The organism is Lelliottia sp. RWM.1 (genome assembly GCF_016859735.1).
GTDB lineage: Bacteria > Pseudomonadota > Gammaproteobacteria > Enterobacterales > Enterobacteriaceae > Enterobacter.
Map to the genome: position 1 here is coordinate 1 of NZ_WLVC01000025.1, position 16,788 is coordinate 16,788.

Consider the following 16,788-nt stretch of genomic DNA (forward strand, 5'->3'; position numbering starts at 1 on the left):
ATATTTGCTGGCTCTCGAAGCGAGACACTCGCCCTTACTGAAGCCATAAAAAGCTTGTCGAATGTCTCAGGGCGTGAAGCGGACATAATTTCTCGCAAACCGATTGCGGTGCGTTAAATTACATGCATAACGATAAACTGAACAAATTAGGATAGAATGCTTTGTGTAGGGACACAACTCGAACTGTTTGACGAGCTAAAAAGTAAACTATTCATGAGTAGACGACTTAATAGAGACTATCGAACCAAAATCAGAAATATTCCCCGACGCCTAAAAGCTCTTAACCGTTGGGCTAGTACTTTTCACAACCCTGAACGTAGCATTTTCTCAGAAGATGAGCATTACTGGAATTTCAAAATTCCAGTAGACATTAATATCGTTGAGGGGAAATGCAGCACGCTTAAAACCAAAGCGGCTTGTGCGCAAGCTTTAATTAATGCATGTTCAAACCTCATAACGGCTACTGCTGGTATGAATTACAGTCCTCGAATTACCGCTGTCGTATGTCTTCCTGATATGTTTACAAGTGAGGTCTGTCTTTATCGATCCGAAGAATACTTTCAAGGGTTTATAACTGAAGGTCGCTCTGAAAATGGTGCTTCGGCTTTGATCAAAGATCGTAGCCTTGCAGCTGAGTGGGGACTCGTTCTTCCCGCTAACATACAGGAAATCGGTATCACTCTCGAATATTATGGAAGTGAGGACCGTGATGAGTGGTTTACGGGAGAACGCTGGTATTATGGTCAGGTGACTTAAGGGAATTGCTTTCATTTGATTAAAAATAATGCACTTATAAAAAGGGATACTACTTATGTCTAACGTCCGCTCCTGGCACTGAGCGGCTATTCAGTTAGGTTAACTTTTGTACCTGAGTTCATAGAGTGAACGATGAAATTTTTGCTGAATATACTCAAGTAAAATGCGAAAAAGAGTTCAAATCTGATGGAATTATGCACAGAGGAAAGACACCTTTCAGGGGGGGGGGGGTATAAATTACCGCACAAGCAGATCCAACCAATCTGGGTTCTCAATTTTACGGGAATAGGGCAGCATCGCGCGATTAATCAGCTCAAAGAATTCTGACTCATCCATCCTTGCTGCTTCGCTTGTACCAGTGCCCTCCCACTCGTCAAAGAGATGCCAGTAAAGCGATTTCAGGGTATCCACTACTTCCGCGAAAATCTTTACATCAGGTTCAAGCCAATGGCACACCAGAAAACACATTTTCTGTTCTGCATCATGGATGGACGCACACTGGGAAAGTTGACTCATAAATAGCTTGATCCAGACCAATGCTGCTGTTTTTAGCGGTGGCAGATCTATCCGCTGTTCTGTCATGTATCGTAACAGATATAATTCAACCTCGGTCCGTTCAGGTTCATTATCAAGTCCCAGCGAAGCGAGAATTAAAAGAGTCTCCGAATCATTTCCTTCGGTGATTTGATCTTCAGCCCATGCAATGATCAGACAGTCCAGATCATTGTGCAGAAAGTGATATTTCTGTGAAAAAACAAGCAGCCCGAGCAGGTCATTGAGTGTATATAGAGATGGCATCTGGTATTCCCTTTCCTGTACTGTTTACATAAATCCTGGCAACGCTAATCTCTGAGCCCATCATTAATTGAACGATGGATCTATGTAACCGAATGAAACTTCAGTTAACCTTCATTTTCTCTTACCTATTAATATAAATAGCATAAAGTGCAATGGCACACCGATTTTAGCCACGTATTCAGGAATGCGAAATACCCGCTTCTGGCACACAGCAAACCCATTGATTATTCTCCCTCCAGGATGTCTTTTGCTTTATCAGACCAGACACAGGAACAAACCTCTGTCCAGTAGACACGATTTTAGCTTTTACGAACATCACGGAGCTGGACAGAACAGGTTGAAATAACGGCTATTTTTCCGTGTTTCTACATTCAGAAGAGGGTAGATTAATCTTATAACGTATCGTTGAGAAGGGTCTGAAGATGAGCGCGGTTGATAGCGTAAACGCGAAGTATCCGGGAGCAAATGCCTGGCAAATTGGCGACAGTACCGATATGGCCAATGCACTTGCAGATCTGGTGGTAAAAGGGATGAAAACCGCCTCATGCGGCTCTTTGGCTTCCTTTCAGGCAGAAGCGTCTGCGCCCAAAATAGGGAGTTATAATATTATCCTCAATGGTCAGGGTACGCCGGTCTGCGTTGTGAGAATGGTGTCGATGCGCCTGGTTCGTTTCTGTGATGTTACCGAAGAGTTTGCCAGGAAAGAAGGTGAAGGCGATTTAAGTCTTGAATACTGGAGGAAAGAGCACCAACGTTTTTTCACCCGGGAAGGTTTCTTTTCTGCTGATATGGAGCTGGTTGCTGAGGAATATGAGCTCGTTGAAGTTCTGTAATCCACCTACGTTATGCGCAGTATCGACAGGAAACATAATCTGGCGCAATGCGCATTCAGCCGATCCTCTTCGTACCGCAGGGGGAGGGACAACGCCGGAAACCCTCACCCTCGCGGGTGAGGGCCGTGTGCTAAAGCCCTTTTTTCTCCATCAATACCGCCAAATCAACCAGGCGGTTTGAGAAGCCCCATTCGTTGTCATACCAGGCCAGGATCTTGACCATATTTCCGCCAATCACCAGAGTGGACAGCCCGTCGATAATGGATGAGCGTGGATCACCCTGGTAATCACTCGATACCAGCGGTTCGTCGCTGTAACCCAAAATCCCAGCCAATGGCCCACTGGTCGCGGCTTTTCGGAAGGCGGAATTAACCTCTTCGGCGGTCACGTCGCGGCTGAGCGTCACCGTCAGGTCGACAATAGAGACAACAGGAACCGGGACGCGAAGCGAATAGCCTGTCAGGCAGCCATCCAGTTCCGGGATGACTTTCCCCAGCGCTTTCGCCGCACCGCTGGAGTAAGGGACGATAGACAGGGCTGCCGCACGCGCCCCGCGAAGATCTTTCTCCGGCTGGTCGTGTAGTGCCTGGCTGTTGGTATAGGCATGAGTGGTATTCATCAGGCCATGTTCAATACCAAATTGCTGGTGCAGTACCTGAGCCGCCGGGGCGAGGCCGTTAGTGGTGCAACTGCCGTTACTCACCACGAAATGCTGTGTGGGGTCATACAGTTCGTGGTTTACCCCCATCACAATTGTCAGATCGTCATTCTTACCTGGGGCTGAAATAATGACGCGTTTTGCCCCACCGCGATGAATATGTACTGCGGCTTTTTCCCGTTCGGTGAAGAACCCGGTCGCCTCGATAACCACCTCAACGCCCACATCTCGCCAGGGAATAGTGGCCGGGTCGCGCTCGCTAAACACCGTGATCCGCTGACCATCCACCTGTAGCGCACCATCAGCAGCCTCTACAGGGGCAGGCAACGTGCCAAGCAAGGAATCGTATTTCAGTAAATGGGCGAGGGTTTTGCTGTCCGTTAGATCGTTTATGGCTGCAATCTGAATATTCGGATTGCCCAGCGCTGCGCGCAGGAAATTACGTCCGATTCTGCCAAAACCGTTAATACCGACCTTAACCATGATCAACTCCTTATCTGTGATTTCTGGAGTGACTGTAGGCGTCAGGCGTGATGGCGTAAATGACAAAAAAGGATCATATTACGCCATGTTGCGGCAGTGAAAGCGCTGGCGGTACTCGCCAGGTGTGAGATGAAGCTGTTTTTCGAACACCCGGCGCAGATTGATACTGCTGCCAAACCCGCTCTTTTCGGCAATAAGTTCCAGTGATTCAGTTGTTTGCTCCAGTCGCTGACGGGCTGCGGCAAGACGGGCCTCGGTGACATAGCGAGCCGGAGACACGCCAGCATCACGGGTAAACACGCGGGTGAAGTTACGCGGACTCATTGCGGCTCTTTCCGCCAGATTTTCAACACACAGGTCGGCGGTGAGGTTGTGCAGGATCCAGGCTTGTAGCTCGCTTATCGGGCCGGACGCGCCGGTTTGTTGCAGGTTATAACGGCTGAACTGCAGTTGTCCGCCGGGGCGACGCAGATACATCACCATGTCCTGGGCAACGTTCCTGGCAAGAGTAAAACCGTAATCGTCCTCAACCAGTGCCAGAGTCAGATCAAACCCGGAGCTGACGCCACCGGATGTCCAGATTGGACCATCCTGAATGTAAAGCGGGCCACCTTCGACATTGATTTTTGGATAGCTGGCTTGCATTGTCTCCAGCAGTCGCCAGTGCGTCGTCGCGCGTCGGCCATCAAGCAACCCGCTCTGGGCCAGCAGCATCGCCCCACCACAAATGGATGCAATACGCCGCGCATGAGGAGCCGCAAGGTGTAGCCAGTCCACCACGGCGGTGCTCTCCAGTTCGTTCATTCCGCGTCCGGTGATGATGATCGTATCGAGCGGTTCACGCGGGTCCAGCTCCGGCAAGCGATAATCCGCGAGCAGGTTCAAACCAGACTGACCGTGGATCACCTGATGGGGTTGCGTGGTGGCGATAATAATGCGGTAGCAGGGATGTTGCAGGCCTTCCGGGTGCTGCCGGTTGGCCTGCATCAGAATGTCGGCGATACCCGCGGCTTCAAACAACATGCCGCCATCAGGAACAATAATCAGGATTTTCTTCATGTCCTGAAAAGTACCTTTATTACAGAGTAAGTCAAGTGGCAGAGTGTGGGCGAGCATGCGGACAAGAAAGAAAAGAAAGCGCAGCGCAGGCGTAGGATGCTCATTTTTCTGGCAAAGCATAGTCGTTTAAGTTCGTTGTCATTTCTCGCGCGATCTCAGATCGTCAGAGCACAACGATACTGACGGAAATGGCGCGAGAAGGAATGGGTAAACGATCGTCCCTTTATTTGCACGAGCAGCAACGAGAACGTATTCACCAGCTATCAACAACCTGGTTGTGGCGAAGCGAAATACCCACCTGGATACTCATCATCGTGATCTATAGCGGCTGGTTTATCACGCTCGCGAACTGGCAAACGCTGGGGTTAGTGCCCACGACGCTGATCCTTACCGTGTTTACCGCCTGGTATATGTCGCTTCAGCATGAATTAATCCATTGTCATCCCACACGCTTTCCGTGGCTCAACCAGCTCTTCGGCATACTGCCGCTGGCGGTATGGTATCCCTACGGACTTTACCGGGATTCACATCTGGCGCATCACCGTAACGATCATCTGACCGTCCCGGTTGACGACCCTGAGTCCTACTATTTCACCGATGAGAGCTGGGCGCGATTTTCCCCGTGGCAACGGCGCGTCATTCATGTACGTAACACGTTCATGGGCCGGTTGTTGCTGGGGCCACTCCTGGATATTGTTCAGACGCTGGGTGGGGCGATAACCGCGTTTCGGCGTCTGGATTTTCCGGCCATCATGATGTGGCTGGTGCATGGCCTGTTGCTGGCCGCACTGTTCACGTGGATGTCGCGCGTTGAATTTTCCCCACTCTGGTTTGTGCTGGCGGTGAGCTACCCTGCGCTGGCGTTGACGAAAGTGCGTTCCTTCCTTGAACACCGTGCGGCGGACGATCCGCTCGCTCGCTCGGTCATCAACGAGGCCGGGCTGTTCTGGCGCGTGTTGTTTCTGAACCTTAACTACCATTTAGTGCATCACGATCTGCCTGGCGTCCCCTGGTATGGGTTGAAAGCGATCTACCAGCATAACCGTGATGATTATCAGCAGCGAAACCAGCAATTTCTGGTTCGGGGTTATGGTGAATGGTTGCGCAAGTTCTGGAGCAGACCGGTGGATGTGACCGTCCATCCCGGCATCAAAAAAGAGGATAGCGATGCATAACTCGCTGGCATTCCCTATGTATGCGGTAAGCCGTCAGGATACCGAATCTCTGTGGCGGGCGGTACAGCACTTGCTGACAGAACGTGGTGTCCCTGTGGGTAATCTGACGCCGGGTTGGCCAGAATCGGCGCTACTGGAACACTGGAAAAACCCCGACCTTATCCTGAGCCAGACCTGCGGCTACCCACTGGTAACTGTGCTACCGGAAGTGCAGACCGTTGGCTGTTTTCACTATACAGCGCCGGGCTGTGAAGGGTTCTGTTATCGTAGCCTGCTGGTGGTTCGCGACCAGGAGCGTGACAACACGCTGGCGGATTTTCGTGGTCGCCGGGTGGTGTGCAACGCCACCGATTCCCAGTCGGGTTACAACGTGTTGCTGAAAATGGTGGCCCCTCTGTCGGAAAACGGACGCTTTTTCTCGCAGGTGATACTGAGCGGCAGTCACCGTCAGTCGCTTATCGCAGTGCGGCGTGGTGAAGGTGACATCGCAGCCATTGACTGCGTGACGTATGCGTTATTGCAGCGCCATGAACCCACGTTGCTTGATGGCCTGGCGATAATTGCCAGCAGCCCGCTTGCACCTGGGTTACCGCTCATTACATCGGTAAACACGGCGGCCGAAACGCTCCATGCCATCCGCGATGCCCTTAAAGCGTTGGTGAGCGCTCCTGAGTATCGGGAGGTGCTTTCCGCCGTATTGATTGGCGGGTTTAGCGAGGTGACGCGCCAGCCGTATTCCTTACTGCTCGACTGGCGCAAAGAGGCGGGAAGGTCAGGTGTGACGCGTCTGGGATGATGCCGCGAAGCGGTTCTCAGGCACTGGCAGCCCCAATTTTTCCCGTAACGTCCCCGGCGCATACTGCATTTTCATCACTCCACTGGCTTTCAGGAGTGGCACAACCTGCTCCGTGAAGCGTTCAAAATCACCCGGCAGCAGGGGGAACATCAGGTTAAAACCGTCCGCCGCACCAGAACGATAGATCCTGATCAGAGTGTCGGCCACCTCCTGCGCACTGCCGATCACCAGCCAACTGTCTGAACTTTGTAGCAACAGACGGCCCAGCTCAAGGATGGTGAGAGACGGATCATAGTCACGAATCAGTTGTAGCGTCGTGCGAATGCCATTGAAGCTATCTTCATCCGGCAGTGGAGGAAGGGGGTGATCGCGGGGATACTGGCTCAGATCTCGCTTCAGATAAGATGAGAGCAGATCAATCGCCATCTGGTCGCTCATCAGTTGCGCATTAAGCTGCTGGCGTTCGGCTTTTTCCGCTTCGGAATTCACCACCACGGGCAGCACACCGGCGATGATTTTGAAATGTTCAGGTTTACGCCCAAGCTTAACCAGCCTCTGGTTCATCTCTTCGCGATAGGCCAGCCCTTGCTCAATGGATTTGATAAACACGAAATGCATATCAGCCCAGGTTGCCGCCAGATGTTTACCTGCTTCAGATGATCCCGCCTGAACCAAAACGGGGTGTCCCTGAGGCGGGCGTGGGACGTTAAGTGGGCCGCGAACCTTAAAGAAATCGCCCTGATGGTTGAGATGATGAATGTGTGCGTTATCTGCAAACAGACCGCTCTGTTTATCGAAAAGCAGCGCGTCGTCTTCCCACGAGTCCCACAGACGAGTGACCACGTCGATAAATTCACCCGCACGCTGGTAGCGATTGTCGTGCCGGGGGATCTGATCCAGACCAAAGTTGGCCGCTTCCTCTTCCAGCCAGGAGGTTACGATATTCCAGCTTGCTCGCCCGTGACTTAAAAAATCGAGCGAGGCAAAGTAACGCGCCAGATTATAGAGTTCAATCCAGGAGGTGGATGCGGTTGCCATCAGGCCGATATTATCCGTTACTGCGGCGAGCGCAGACAGGAGCGTCAGCGGCTCCAGACGCGCGTTAGCGTAGTGGGTTAAACCGCTAGGTACGCTATCCCAGACGCCCGTATGATCAGCGACAAAAATGGCATCAAGGGTAGCCGCCTCGGCCTTACGCGCGAGATCGGCATAATATTTCAGGGTAAAGACAGCTTTTTCCGGAGCGTCCGGATGACGCCAGGAAAAACGGTAGTCTCCCTGCGGGTTAAAGAAAAACAGATTCAGGATCAGTGTGTTGTGCGACATTGTCAGGCTCGTTTCTGGTTGCGGCCATTCCCTGGCCATAAAGGGGTTACTGCGCGGTCAGGTGAGTGTTGACCCATTGTTCCGCGACGGCGGCTGGATCTTTATGCTGTAGATCGACCTGTTTGTTCAGCTCAACCAGCGCGGTGTTATCCAGTTTGCGGGAGACACTGTTCAGGATGCTGTCAATTTTGGGTGTCAGTGCGGCTTTACGCACCAACGGAACCACGTTCTGGCTCGGTTGTTCGTGTTTGTCGTCTTCCAGCACCACCCAGTCTTCTTTTGCGAGCGAGCCCTGTGTTGAGACGACGGTTGCCACATCAATCTTGCCGGAATTGAGCGCCAGGCGAGACAACGGACCGCCCATATCCAGCGACTTCACCGCCTTGAACTCCAGCCCGTAAACGCGTTTCAGTCCCGGCAAACCCAGGGCGCGAACCGGAAATTCCGGTGGACCGCCGATCACCAGTTCGTGGGCGATGGGGGTCAGATCAGAGAGTTTGCTTAACCCGTATTTCTTTGCGGTTTCGGCCCGAACCGCCCAGGCGGTAACGGAGCTGGCGGAAGAAGGTGTCAGCAGTGTGAAATCGGCAGGCAGCACTTTCTCCAGCTCGGCGCTGACGTCGCCTTGCTCGGTCGCCAGCGTTTTACCATCATAATAATTAAGCAATGCGCCGAGATATTCCGGGACAATATCAATTTCACCACTTTTCAGTGCCGGAAGAATAATTTCACGGTTACCCAGATTAAGACGGGTTTTTACCTCAATATTATTTTTCTTTAGGGCACTGGCATAAATATTGGCGAGAATAGAACTTTCGGTAAAGTTTGCGCCGCCAATGGTGACGGTTTCCGCCAGTGTCGTAAAACTCAGGCTAAATAATCCTGCCGCCAGTAGGGATAATGTAAACCCACGACGGTTAAATACTTGCCAGAATGGTTGTGTCATAGTGCCTCTTTTATTGTGCAGGTGGTTTTTGTGAGAATTAATTGAGTGCGGATGCGGCCTGTAGCCGAAATATCCGTTTACCGATCAGCGAAAATAACGCTTCGCAGGCGATGGCGAGTAGCGTGACCACCAGGGAGCCCGCAATCACTTGCGGCATGTCGCGCTGGCCGAGTCCGTCAATCAAAAAACGGCCTAACCCGCCCAGACCCGCGTATGCCGCGACCACCGCGGTAGCGATCAGTTGCAACAGCGCGGTACGTATACCCGCAAAAATCAACGGCATTGCCAGTGGAATACGCAGTTGCCAGAGGCTTTGTAGTGGGGTCATGCCCAGCGCGATGGCTGCGTCGCACAGCGTCCGGTCGGCATGGTAAATTCCAACCCACGTGTTGGTCAGAATGGGCGGAATCGACAGTGCGACCAGCGCCAGAAATACCGGGACATCGTTGAAACCAAAAAGAATAATGCACAGCAAAATCAGCCCCAGCGAGGGGATCGCCCGGCCAATATTAAACAGATTGATCACCAGGAATGCCCCTTTGCGCCAGTAACCCAGCATCACACCGAGTGGAAGCGCGATGGCGGATGCGATCGCCATGCTGATCAGTACATACCAGAGATGTTCGCGTAGCCGCAGGAGTATCCCCGTATCACCTGACCAGTGATTCGGCTGTATAAGCCAGTGAAGAGTTGCCGTTAACGTCTCCATCATCGTGTCCAGGGGGTGATCCAATAGCCCAGATGCGCTATCAGAGAGTCAAAAGTAAAGGACAACAGCAGGCTCAGAACCACGCTGACGGCGATAGGTGTCAGAAAATCCTGGTTGAAGCCCGAGAGCAGCAACTGTCCGAGACCGCCCTGACCAATCAGTGCTGTTACCGTAACCAGACCAACCAGCGTGACCGATGCAATACGCAGCCCGGCAAACAGTGAAGGGATAATCAAATACAGTTCAACGTCAATGAAACGCTTCCAGCGCGTGTATCCCAGAGCGCGTGCAGACTCCAGTACATCGAACGGCAGTTTTTCGATCCCGGCGACCACATTACGCAGCAGGATCAACAGGGAGTACAGCGTAAGTCCGATAACCGAGGTGGTCAGTGACAGCCCCGTGAAGGGGATCAACAGAATAAACAACGCCAGCGACGGGATAGTGAATAAGATCCCGCACAGGTAGAAGAGTGGTGGCGCAGAGGCGGGCCAGCGCAGCGTCAGGCCAATCAACACGCCGGTCAGAACTGTGCCGAAAAAGAGCGAAACCAGCACCAGTTGGGCGTGCTGCCAGAGCAACGCCGCGATCGGCGTCTGGTTATCCACGATCCATTGCCAGTCAATCATAGCGGCGAACATCCACATGCCCGTCCAGCACATGCTGGAGCAGGGTGTGCGTAATGCTCCCCTGATACTGTCCGTCGCCGTTGACGTGGACCAGGACGCCACCCGGAGCATCCAGCAGGGCGCTGTAGGCAAAACGCAGGGTATGCAATGCCTTGAGTGTAAGGGAAAGTGGGGTCGTGATGCGGCGCTCAGGATCCAGCCAGTACAACGGGCGTCGCTGGTTATCCAGCACCAGTCGCAATGGGCTGGCAACGGTAGGGTGCTCGCTGGAGATCGGCGTCAGTGTTTCATCGACAAGCGCGACATCATGTCGCGGAAGCTGGCCGACCTGGAACCTGCCCAGACGTTTCAGGTTCGGCTCTGGCCCAATGAAGCGCGCCACAAACTCACTGGCCGGATGGGCCAGAATGTGATCGGGCGTATCGAACTGCGCCAGCACGCCGCCCTCCTGAAATATCGCGATTTTGTCGCCTAAACGGATGGCTTCATTGATGTCATGGGTGACAAGCACGATGGTTTTATGCAGCCGCTGTTGCAGCTGGAGCAATTCATCCTGCAACTTTTCGCGAACCACCGGATCAATTGCCGCGAAGGGTTCATCCATCAGTAACACCGGTGGGTCGGCTGCCAGCGCGCGGGCAATGGCAACCCGACCCTGCTGCCCGCCAGAAAGCTGGTGGGGATAACGGTTCAGCAGTGTGGGATCAAGCGACATTAATCCAACAAGTTCGTTAATTCTCGCCAGAATATGTTTTTTATTCCAGCCCAGTAAACGCGGTACGGTGGCAATATTCTGTGCCACCGTTCGGTGCGGAAATAATGCCGCGCTTTGCATGACAAAACCTATTTTACGGCGCACCTGAATAATATCTGCGTCCGCTATTTTGTTTCCCTGAACATATACGTTTCCGGTATCAGGAATATCCAGCTGATTAATCATGCGTAATATTGTTGTCTTACCGCAACCGCTGGGTCCGACAAACGTACAAAACTCGCCTTCACGGATAGTAAGGTTGAGTCCACGTATAGCGGCATGCGTACTGCCAGGGTACGTTTTGTTAATGTTTTCGAGTCTGATCATAGGAAACAATAGCACCCTGAAAGTATTGCATTTATATAAACGACAAATTACAGAGGCAGAGAGGGGGGCGCAAATATGATATTTGCATTTGTATTGCTGCTATTTGTCTTTTGTTTCCCCTCTGCCAGGACGCAGAGGGGGAAGGGATTACATCAGTATGTAGCTTAACCCGGAGAAGGCAACCATCCCGGCAATGACCGTGGCGAAGAGGCTGCGGGTTAGCATTCCGGCGACGGCAGAGATGGCGGCGGCCAGCAACGAGATACTGATCCCCGAAGGGGTTAGCGCCGGTTTGCCAATCAGCTCAGCGGTGATGATGGCCGCCATGATGGCGGATGGAATAAAGCTCAACCATTGCTGCAAAATGGGCGCAAGACGAAAACGCGAAAGCAGCAGGATCGGAACCGTGCGCATCAACGCCGTGACCAGCGCGGAGATAAAAATCGCCAGCAGAATATTTCGTTCCATCGTTATTTCTCCCCTTTGTAAAAGAGGCGTAACCCCAGGGTGGCAAGCGTTGCGGCGACAGAGGCGGCAATAATGACTACGACGCTGATATCCAGCTGTTTTGCTGTCAGCAGCGTAATCGCGACCGCGGTGGCAATACTGAAGGTTTCCAGTGTTTTTTTGCGGCTGGCGAACCAGATCATCAACACGAGGCCAATAAACATCGACACCAGACTGAAGCTCAGCCCTTCCATTAGCGAAGGCGGAAGCGCTGAGGCGAGCCATGCACCGACGACACAGGCCAGGATCCAGTTAAGCCACGCGGCCAGATTGAGGCCGAGCATCCAGGCATAGGGCACGTGATTCGAATGGCTGCCGCGTTGCACGGCGACGCCAAAGGTTTCATCGGTCAGCAGCAACCCGCTGATGAGCTTTTGCGTAGTGCTCTGCTCGCGAAAGAAGACGCTCATGGCGGAGCTCATTAGCAGATAGCGCAGATTCACCAGAAAAACGCTGAATACCACCGAGGCGACCTCCGCCCCGGTCGCCCAGAGGGAATAGAACAGAAACTGTGCGGACCCCGTGTACAGCACGCTTGCCAGCAGCGCGGTTTGTATGGTCGTAAACCCGGAGAGCGTACCGATGGCGCCAGCGGCAAAACCAATACTCCAGTATCCCGGAATAGTCGGCAGGCAGGCGCTGATCCCGGCGCGAAATTCTGCGGTTGCCTCATCCCTGTGAGCGGTCTTTGTTTTCATCAACATTAATTTGTCCCGTAATGTACATCACTGAATGATAATCTTAAGAAATGGCAAAAATCGCTATAGTAAAATCCTGCGCATTTGCAGAAATATCAATTTAAGGGTGTGATGTGGCAAAAGAGACGCGGGATGACATCAGGCTCTGGCGGGATAATGCGCTACACGGTGGCATGGAGATCCTGCGTGCTTCCTGTTACGAGCACAGCTATCCGCCTCATTTTCATAATGAGTTTGTGATTGCCGCCTTTGCCCGTGGTGCGCAACGCACTCGTATCAGCAGAGAGCGAGGCATTGCGGCCCCAGGTACGGTGATGTTTATTATGCCGGGAGAGGTGCATACCGGCGAAGCGGTACAGCGCGATGAAGGCTGGGATTATTGTGCATTTTATCCTTCCGAAGGCCTGGTTCAGGATGTGGCGGAGACGGTGCTGCGTGGGCAGGGAAGTGTGAATTTTGGCACAGACGGTATGCGCCACGATCCTGGCATGGCGAGACGAATGCTACAGGCCGCGTCGGTGCTCAGCGCCAGCCACGACCCGCTAGAGAAAGAGTGCGTGATGTATCAAATTCTCAACCTGCTGGTGGGACACTATGGGGAGCGAACCGTAAATTCTGGTCGCCAGGCCATTCTGCGGGCGGATATCCGCAAGGCGGTTGATTACCTTCATTCGGCCTACCAGCATTCCCTTTCGGTCAAAGAGATTGCCGATGTCGCAGGACTGAGCGAGTTCTATTTTATGCGCACGTTCCAGTCGATGACCGGCTTGTCGGTACACCAGTATCTGACCCAATTGCGGTTGGTGCGTGCAAAAGCACTGTTAGCCCGGGGGATGGGGGCTGCACAGGTGGCGACCGATGTGGGCTTCTTCGACCAGAGTCATCTGATCAAACATTTTCGTCATCATTTTGGCACGACGCCCGGCGCGTTTGCCGTGGCGTCGGCCTTATAGTTTACAATGCCCGGATCTCTTTCGAACGCAGCGTCACTCTGATGGGCACTGATTTAAACGAGGGTGTGCCGCTGTCCTTATCAAGGTAATCGAGCGGAACCAGGACGTTGGCTTCCGGATAATAGGCTCCGACGGAGCCAGACGCGATGTTGTATGCAACCACGGTAATATCCTCCAGGCGCTGCGTCTCGCCCGGTAAGGCCGTTTCGAGATCAACCCGATCGCCATGTTCCAGCCCAAGCTGTTCCATATCCCCTTCATTCATAAAAAGAATATCCCGCCGACCGAACACGCCGCGATAACGGTCATCCAGCGCATAGATGGTGGTGTTGTACTGATCGTGACTGCGTAATGTAATCAGGCGCAGGACGTTGTCGCCTTCGCCCGTGGCATTCTCATCCACACCCTGGAAGACGGAGAACATGGCTTTGCCGGTCGGTGTTGGCCAGACTCGCGCGACAGGAGGCAGTGGCATGCGAAAACCGCCTGGCACGCGGATGCGTTCATTGTAGTTTTCGAAACCAGGGATGGTTTTTTCTATCAGATCGCGGATGCGATCATAATCAGCAACCAGTTCCATCCAGTTTACGTTACTGTTTGTGAGTGTCGCTTTGGCCATACCTGCGACGATAGCTGGTTCGGCGCGAATCAGGGGCGACGCAGGTTTCAGCTTCCCGGATGAGGCGTGCACCATCGACATGGAGTCTTCCACGGTAATGGACTGTCGCCCTGTTTGCTGAATATCCAGTTCCGTGCGGCCAAGGCAGGGCAAAATAAAGGTTTCTTTGCTCACCAGCAGATGCGTGCGGTTTAGCTTTGTGCCGACGTGAACACTCAGATCCAGCGTGCGCATAGCCGGGAAACCCCGCGTGTGGTCTGGCATGGCCACGGCAAAATTACCGCCAAGACAGATAAGGGCTTTGGCGGTTCCGTCGATCATTGCCTGGGTGGCCTGGACCGCATCGTGTCCGTGTTTTGACGGTGGAACAAAACCGAAGAGATTTTCCAGTCGTTCCAGAAATTCTGCGGACGGTTTTTCTGTGATACCGACGGTCCGGTTTCCCTGAACATTAGAGTGTCCGCGAAGCGGGCAAATACCCGCCCCGGCTTTACCGATATTGCCCCGCATTAACAGCAAGTCGGCAATCAGGCGGACGTTTGCCGTCCCTTTGTTATGCTGGGTGATGCCCATACCGTAGGTGATGATGGTGGCGTTAGATTTGGCGTAGGCATCGGCCACACTTTTCAGGGCTGCCTGTGATAAGCCTGACTCGCGTTCGATAAGTTCCCAGTTTGTTTGCATGATATCTGCAGCAAAATCATCAAAACCCTGCGTATGTTCGGCAATAAAGACGCTATCAAGCACATTGTCGTGCAGGGATTCAGACTCCAGCAGATGTTTCGCAATGCCTTTTAACGCTGCCGCGTCACCGCCTGCCTTTACCTGGAAATAAGTCGAGGCGATATCGGTCGAGCTGTAGGTGGCCATTTCTATCAGGCTTTGCGGATCGGCAAAACGCTCCAGAGCTCTTTCCCGCAGCGGGTTGAACACGATAATGGGCACGCCGCGACGTGCCAGTTCGTGCAGCGTACCCATCATCCGTGGGTGGTTGGTTCCGGGGTTGTGCCCGATAGAAATGACCAGTTCTGTCTTGTCAAAATCATCCAGCGAGACCGTTCCTTTGCCAATCCCAATCGAGCGGGGTAATCCAACGCTGGTCGCTTCATGGCACATGTTGGAGCAGTCCGGGAAATTGTTCGTACCGTATTCACGTGCGAAGAGCTGGAACAGCCAGGCGGCTTCGTTTGAGGCGCGCCCCGACGTGTAAAACTCGACCTGATCGGGTTCAAGACCGCGCAGGATCTCGCCGATGCGCGTAAAGGCCTGTTCCCATTCCACTGGGCGAAATGTGTCACTCTCTGCATGATACTGGAGGGGGCGAGTCAAACGGCCATAGCCTTCAAGTTCGAAATCTGATTTTTCGAGTAAAGCGCTGACCGTGTGTTGCGCCAGAAATTCCGGCGTGACGCGTTTGCTGGTGGCTTCCCATGTCACCGCTTTCGCGCCGTTTTCGCAAAACTGGAACGTGGATTTGTGTTCTTTATCAGGCCAGGCACAGCCCGGACAGTCGAAACCATCCGGCTGGTTGGTGCGCAGCAGCGTGGCAGGGGCATCCAGGGTGTCCATTTGCGTGCGTACGGCAATGGCCGTCGCTTTCAGAGCGCCCCAACCGCCGGCAGGACCGTCGTAGTGTCTGATTCCGGGAACTGAGCGTCTTTTGGTCTTCATCTGGACTCCTGATCGATAGGTTAACAGATGAATTTTACACCAACATTCTTAACAAAATAACAACGAATCAGCATCATGTAAAAGAGGTATTTGCTGTAGGTTGCATTACCGGATGTCTGCAATCTAAATCCGGCTATGCTCGCGGACTACGTGGTTTAGAATGTGGTCTGTCTCTCTTATCTTTCTTAGATGCGGCCAGAAGTATTTCTTTTTCAATAGCGGGATAAACGTGTTGGAAATTATCAATGCCACTGAGGAAAGATTCCATGAGACCTTTTTGTTTTATTGTTAATTTAGTAAACCCTGATGATTTAATTCTGTTTGCCAGATCGATGAAATCAGTTGCTGTTTCCTCATCTAAAATTCCGTTGATAAAACGGCCTTCAGTGGAATACAGCATTATCAGAATGCCATTATTCGGACATTTTAATTGTTTCAATGCTTGGCATAATATACCAAACTCTTCAATATTCGAGTGTTCTGCAGTCCCCCCACCTTGGTTGCCTTGAGTTATCAGCCAGTTCCATAAATTATCATGGTTGCTAACATCAGGTTTTTTACCGAATAGCCTTCTGGGCAAAGAGTAGTTTGACTGTTTCAGTGTATTCGAAAAGCTATCTGCATCTTTATTAATGGAAAGGCCTGCGATTTCATCGGTATTGTTATAAACATATTTAATTGGGATATTTAAATCTTCAAGATGACAATTACCAATGTACTGCTCTTGATCATATCGGATGAGTTCATTGATTTTGCAATCATGAACTTTAACTTCGGCATAAAGCGGTGTTTGATTCTCAATATATGACATAAAATCGAAACATGACCGTGAAGAGTTTTCTCCTTGCTGATTTGCATAGGTAAAAATGTTTGTACAAGTAAGGTCATTCTTGGCGCAGTATATGGCAATGGCATCCATAATTGCGCTTTGGTATTCATTTTCAGTCATCCTGGAGTTCCTGTTTGAAGCGTTATCTTTTTTAAGGATTTATGGTTACTCTTTCAGTGGATGGTAAGGTAGATGCCCCCAAAAAAAACCTACGCAATTGCGTAGGTTCAGGGATGATAAAGTGAAATGCTATTTTAGACGT

The 16,788-nt window shown here is 52.1% G+C and carries 17 protein-coding genes; 5 read left to right on the top strand and 12 right to left on the bottom strand.

What is annotated here, in order from left to right; translation table 11 throughout:
* The first annotated feature begins 213 nt into the window (after nucleotides 1-213).
* Entirely contained in the window at nucleotides 214-756 is a 543-nt protein-coding gene (locus tag GF617_RS16900) for a DUF3916 domain-containing protein (RefSeq protein ID WP_108648564.1), read from the top strand.
* A 237-nt stretch (nucleotides 757-993) separates the two neighbouring features.
* Here GF617_RS16900 and GF617_RS16905 read toward each other — a convergent pair whose 3' ends face one another.
* On the bottom strand, nucleotides 994-1,554 hold the full coding sequence (locus GF617_RS16905) for a hypothetical protein (protein ID WP_181619739.1): 561 nt from the start codon (nucleotides 1,552-1,554) through the stop codon (nucleotides 994-996).
* Between the two features lie 422 nt (nucleotides 1,555-1,976).
* Here GF617_RS16905 and GF617_RS16910 point away from each other — a divergent pair, with 422 nt between their 5' ends.
* Complete coding sequence (locus GF617_RS16910) at nucleotides 1,977-2,387, top strand: ASCH domain-containing protein (protein ID WP_181619738.1); 411 nt, start codon at nucleotides 1,977-1,979, stop codon at nucleotides 2,385-2,387.
* Nucleotides 2,388-2,517: 130 nt separating this feature from the next.
* Here GF617_RS16910 and gap read toward each other — a convergent pair whose 3' ends face one another.
* Both gap and GF617_RS16920 read right to left on the bottom strand, forming a co-directional pair.
* Nucleotides 2,518-3,528 (bottom strand): type I glyceraldehyde-3-phosphate dehydrogenase, encoded by a 1,011-nt coding sequence (gene gap / locus GF617_RS16915; RefSeq protein ID WP_203452125.1) that lies wholly within the window; start codon nucleotides 3,526-3,528, stop codon nucleotides 2,518-2,520.
* 78 nt (nucleotides 3,529-3,606) lie between these two features.
* Nucleotides 3,607-4,587 (bottom strand): GlxA family transcriptional regulator, encoded by a 981-nt coding sequence (locus tag GF617_RS16920; protein ID WP_203452126.1) that lies wholly within the window; start codon nucleotides 4,585-4,587, stop codon nucleotides 3,607-3,609.
* Nucleotides 4,588-4,790: 203 nt separating this feature from the next.
* Between GF617_RS16920 and GF617_RS16925 the strand changes: the two genes are divergently transcribed.
* Together GF617_RS16925 and GF617_RS16930 are read left to right on the top strand one after the other, a co-directional pair.
* Nucleotides 4,791-5,762, top strand: a complete 972-nt coding sequence (locus GF617_RS16925) for a fatty acid desaturase (protein ID WP_203452127.1) — start codon at nucleotides 4,791-4,793, stop codon at nucleotides 5,760-5,762.
* A complete protein-coding gene (locus tag GF617_RS16930; RefSeq protein WP_181619734.1) occupies nucleotides 5,755-6,558 on the top strand; it encodes a phosphate/phosphite/phosphonate ABC transporter substrate-binding protein in 804 nt (267 codons plus the stop codon). The genes GF617_RS16925 and GF617_RS16930 overlap by 8 nt, the downstream gene beginning before the upstream one ends.
* On the opposite strand, the gene GF617_RS16935 is transcribed toward GF617_RS16930, so the two are convergent.
* The 7 genes from GF617_RS16935 to GF617_RS16965 form a co-directional block, all read right to left on the bottom strand.
* Complete coding sequence (locus GF617_RS16935; RefSeq protein ID WP_203452128.1) at nucleotides 6,535-7,884, bottom strand: LLM class flavin-dependent oxidoreductase; 1,350 nt, start codon at nucleotides 7,882-7,884, stop codon at nucleotides 6,535-6,537. The two genes, GF617_RS16930 and GF617_RS16935, sit on opposite strands and share 24 nt — an antisense overlap.
* Before the next feature lie 46 nt (nucleotides 7,885-7,930).
* On the bottom strand, nucleotides 7,931-8,830 hold the full coding sequence (locus tag GF617_RS16940) for an ABC transporter substrate-binding protein (protein WP_203452129.1): 900 nt from the start codon (nucleotides 8,828-8,830) through the stop codon (nucleotides 7,931-7,933).
* Between the two features lie 37 nt (nucleotides 8,831-8,867).
* Nucleotides 8,868-9,539 (bottom strand): ABC transporter permease, encoded by a 672-nt coding sequence (locus GF617_RS16945; RefSeq protein WP_181623773.1) that lies wholly within the window; start codon nucleotides 9,537-9,539, stop codon nucleotides 8,868-8,870.
* Complete coding sequence (locus GF617_RS16950) at nucleotides 9,539-10,168, bottom strand: ABC transporter permease (RefSeq protein WP_203452130.1); 630 nt, start codon at nucleotides 10,166-10,168, stop codon at nucleotides 9,539-9,541. Before GF617_RS16950 ends, GF617_RS16945 begins: the two co-directional genes overlap by 1 nt.
* A complete protein-coding gene (locus GF617_RS16955; RefSeq protein WP_203452131.1) occupies nucleotides 10,161-11,249 on the bottom strand; it encodes an ABC transporter ATP-binding protein in 1,089 nt (362 codons plus the stop codon). Before GF617_RS16955 ends, GF617_RS16950 begins: the two co-directional genes overlap by 8 nt.
* 147 nt (nucleotides 11,250-11,396) lie before the next feature.
* Complete coding sequence (locus GF617_RS16960; RefSeq protein WP_203452132.1) at nucleotides 11,397-11,717, bottom strand: AzlD domain-containing protein; 321 nt, start codon at nucleotides 11,715-11,717, stop codon at nucleotides 11,397-11,399.
* A 2-nt stretch (nucleotides 11,718-11,719) separates the two neighbouring features.
* Nucleotides 11,720-12,460, bottom strand: a complete 741-nt coding sequence (locus tag GF617_RS16965; protein WP_203452133.1) for an AzlC family ABC transporter permease — start codon at nucleotides 12,458-12,460, stop codon at nucleotides 11,720-11,722.
* Between the two features lie 107 nt (nucleotides 12,461-12,567).
* On the opposite strand from GF617_RS16965, the gene GF617_RS16970 reads away from it, so the two are divergent.
* Nucleotides 12,568-13,407 carry an AraC family transcriptional regulator gene (locus tag GF617_RS16970; protein WP_309228283.1) on the top strand — a complete coding sequence of 280 codons (840 nt, stop codon included), beginning with the start codon at nucleotides 12,568-12,570 and terminating at the stop codon, nucleotides 13,405-13,407.
* 1 nt (nucleotide 13,408) lies between these two features.
* Here GF617_RS16970 and GF617_RS16975 read toward each other — a convergent pair whose 3' ends face one another.
* Nucleotides 13,409-15,697, bottom strand: a complete 2,289-nt coding sequence (locus GF617_RS16975) for an FdhF/YdeP family oxidoreductase (protein ID WP_203452134.1) — start codon at nucleotides 15,695-15,697, stop codon at nucleotides 13,409-13,411.
* A gap of 133 nt (nucleotides 15,698-15,830) precedes the next feature.
* Complete coding sequence (locus GF617_RS16980) at nucleotides 15,831-16,646, bottom strand: hypothetical protein (RefSeq protein ID WP_203452135.1); 816 nt, start codon at nucleotides 16,644-16,646, stop codon at nucleotides 15,831-15,833.
* Between the last annotated feature and the right edge of the window lie 142 nt (nucleotides 16,647-16,788).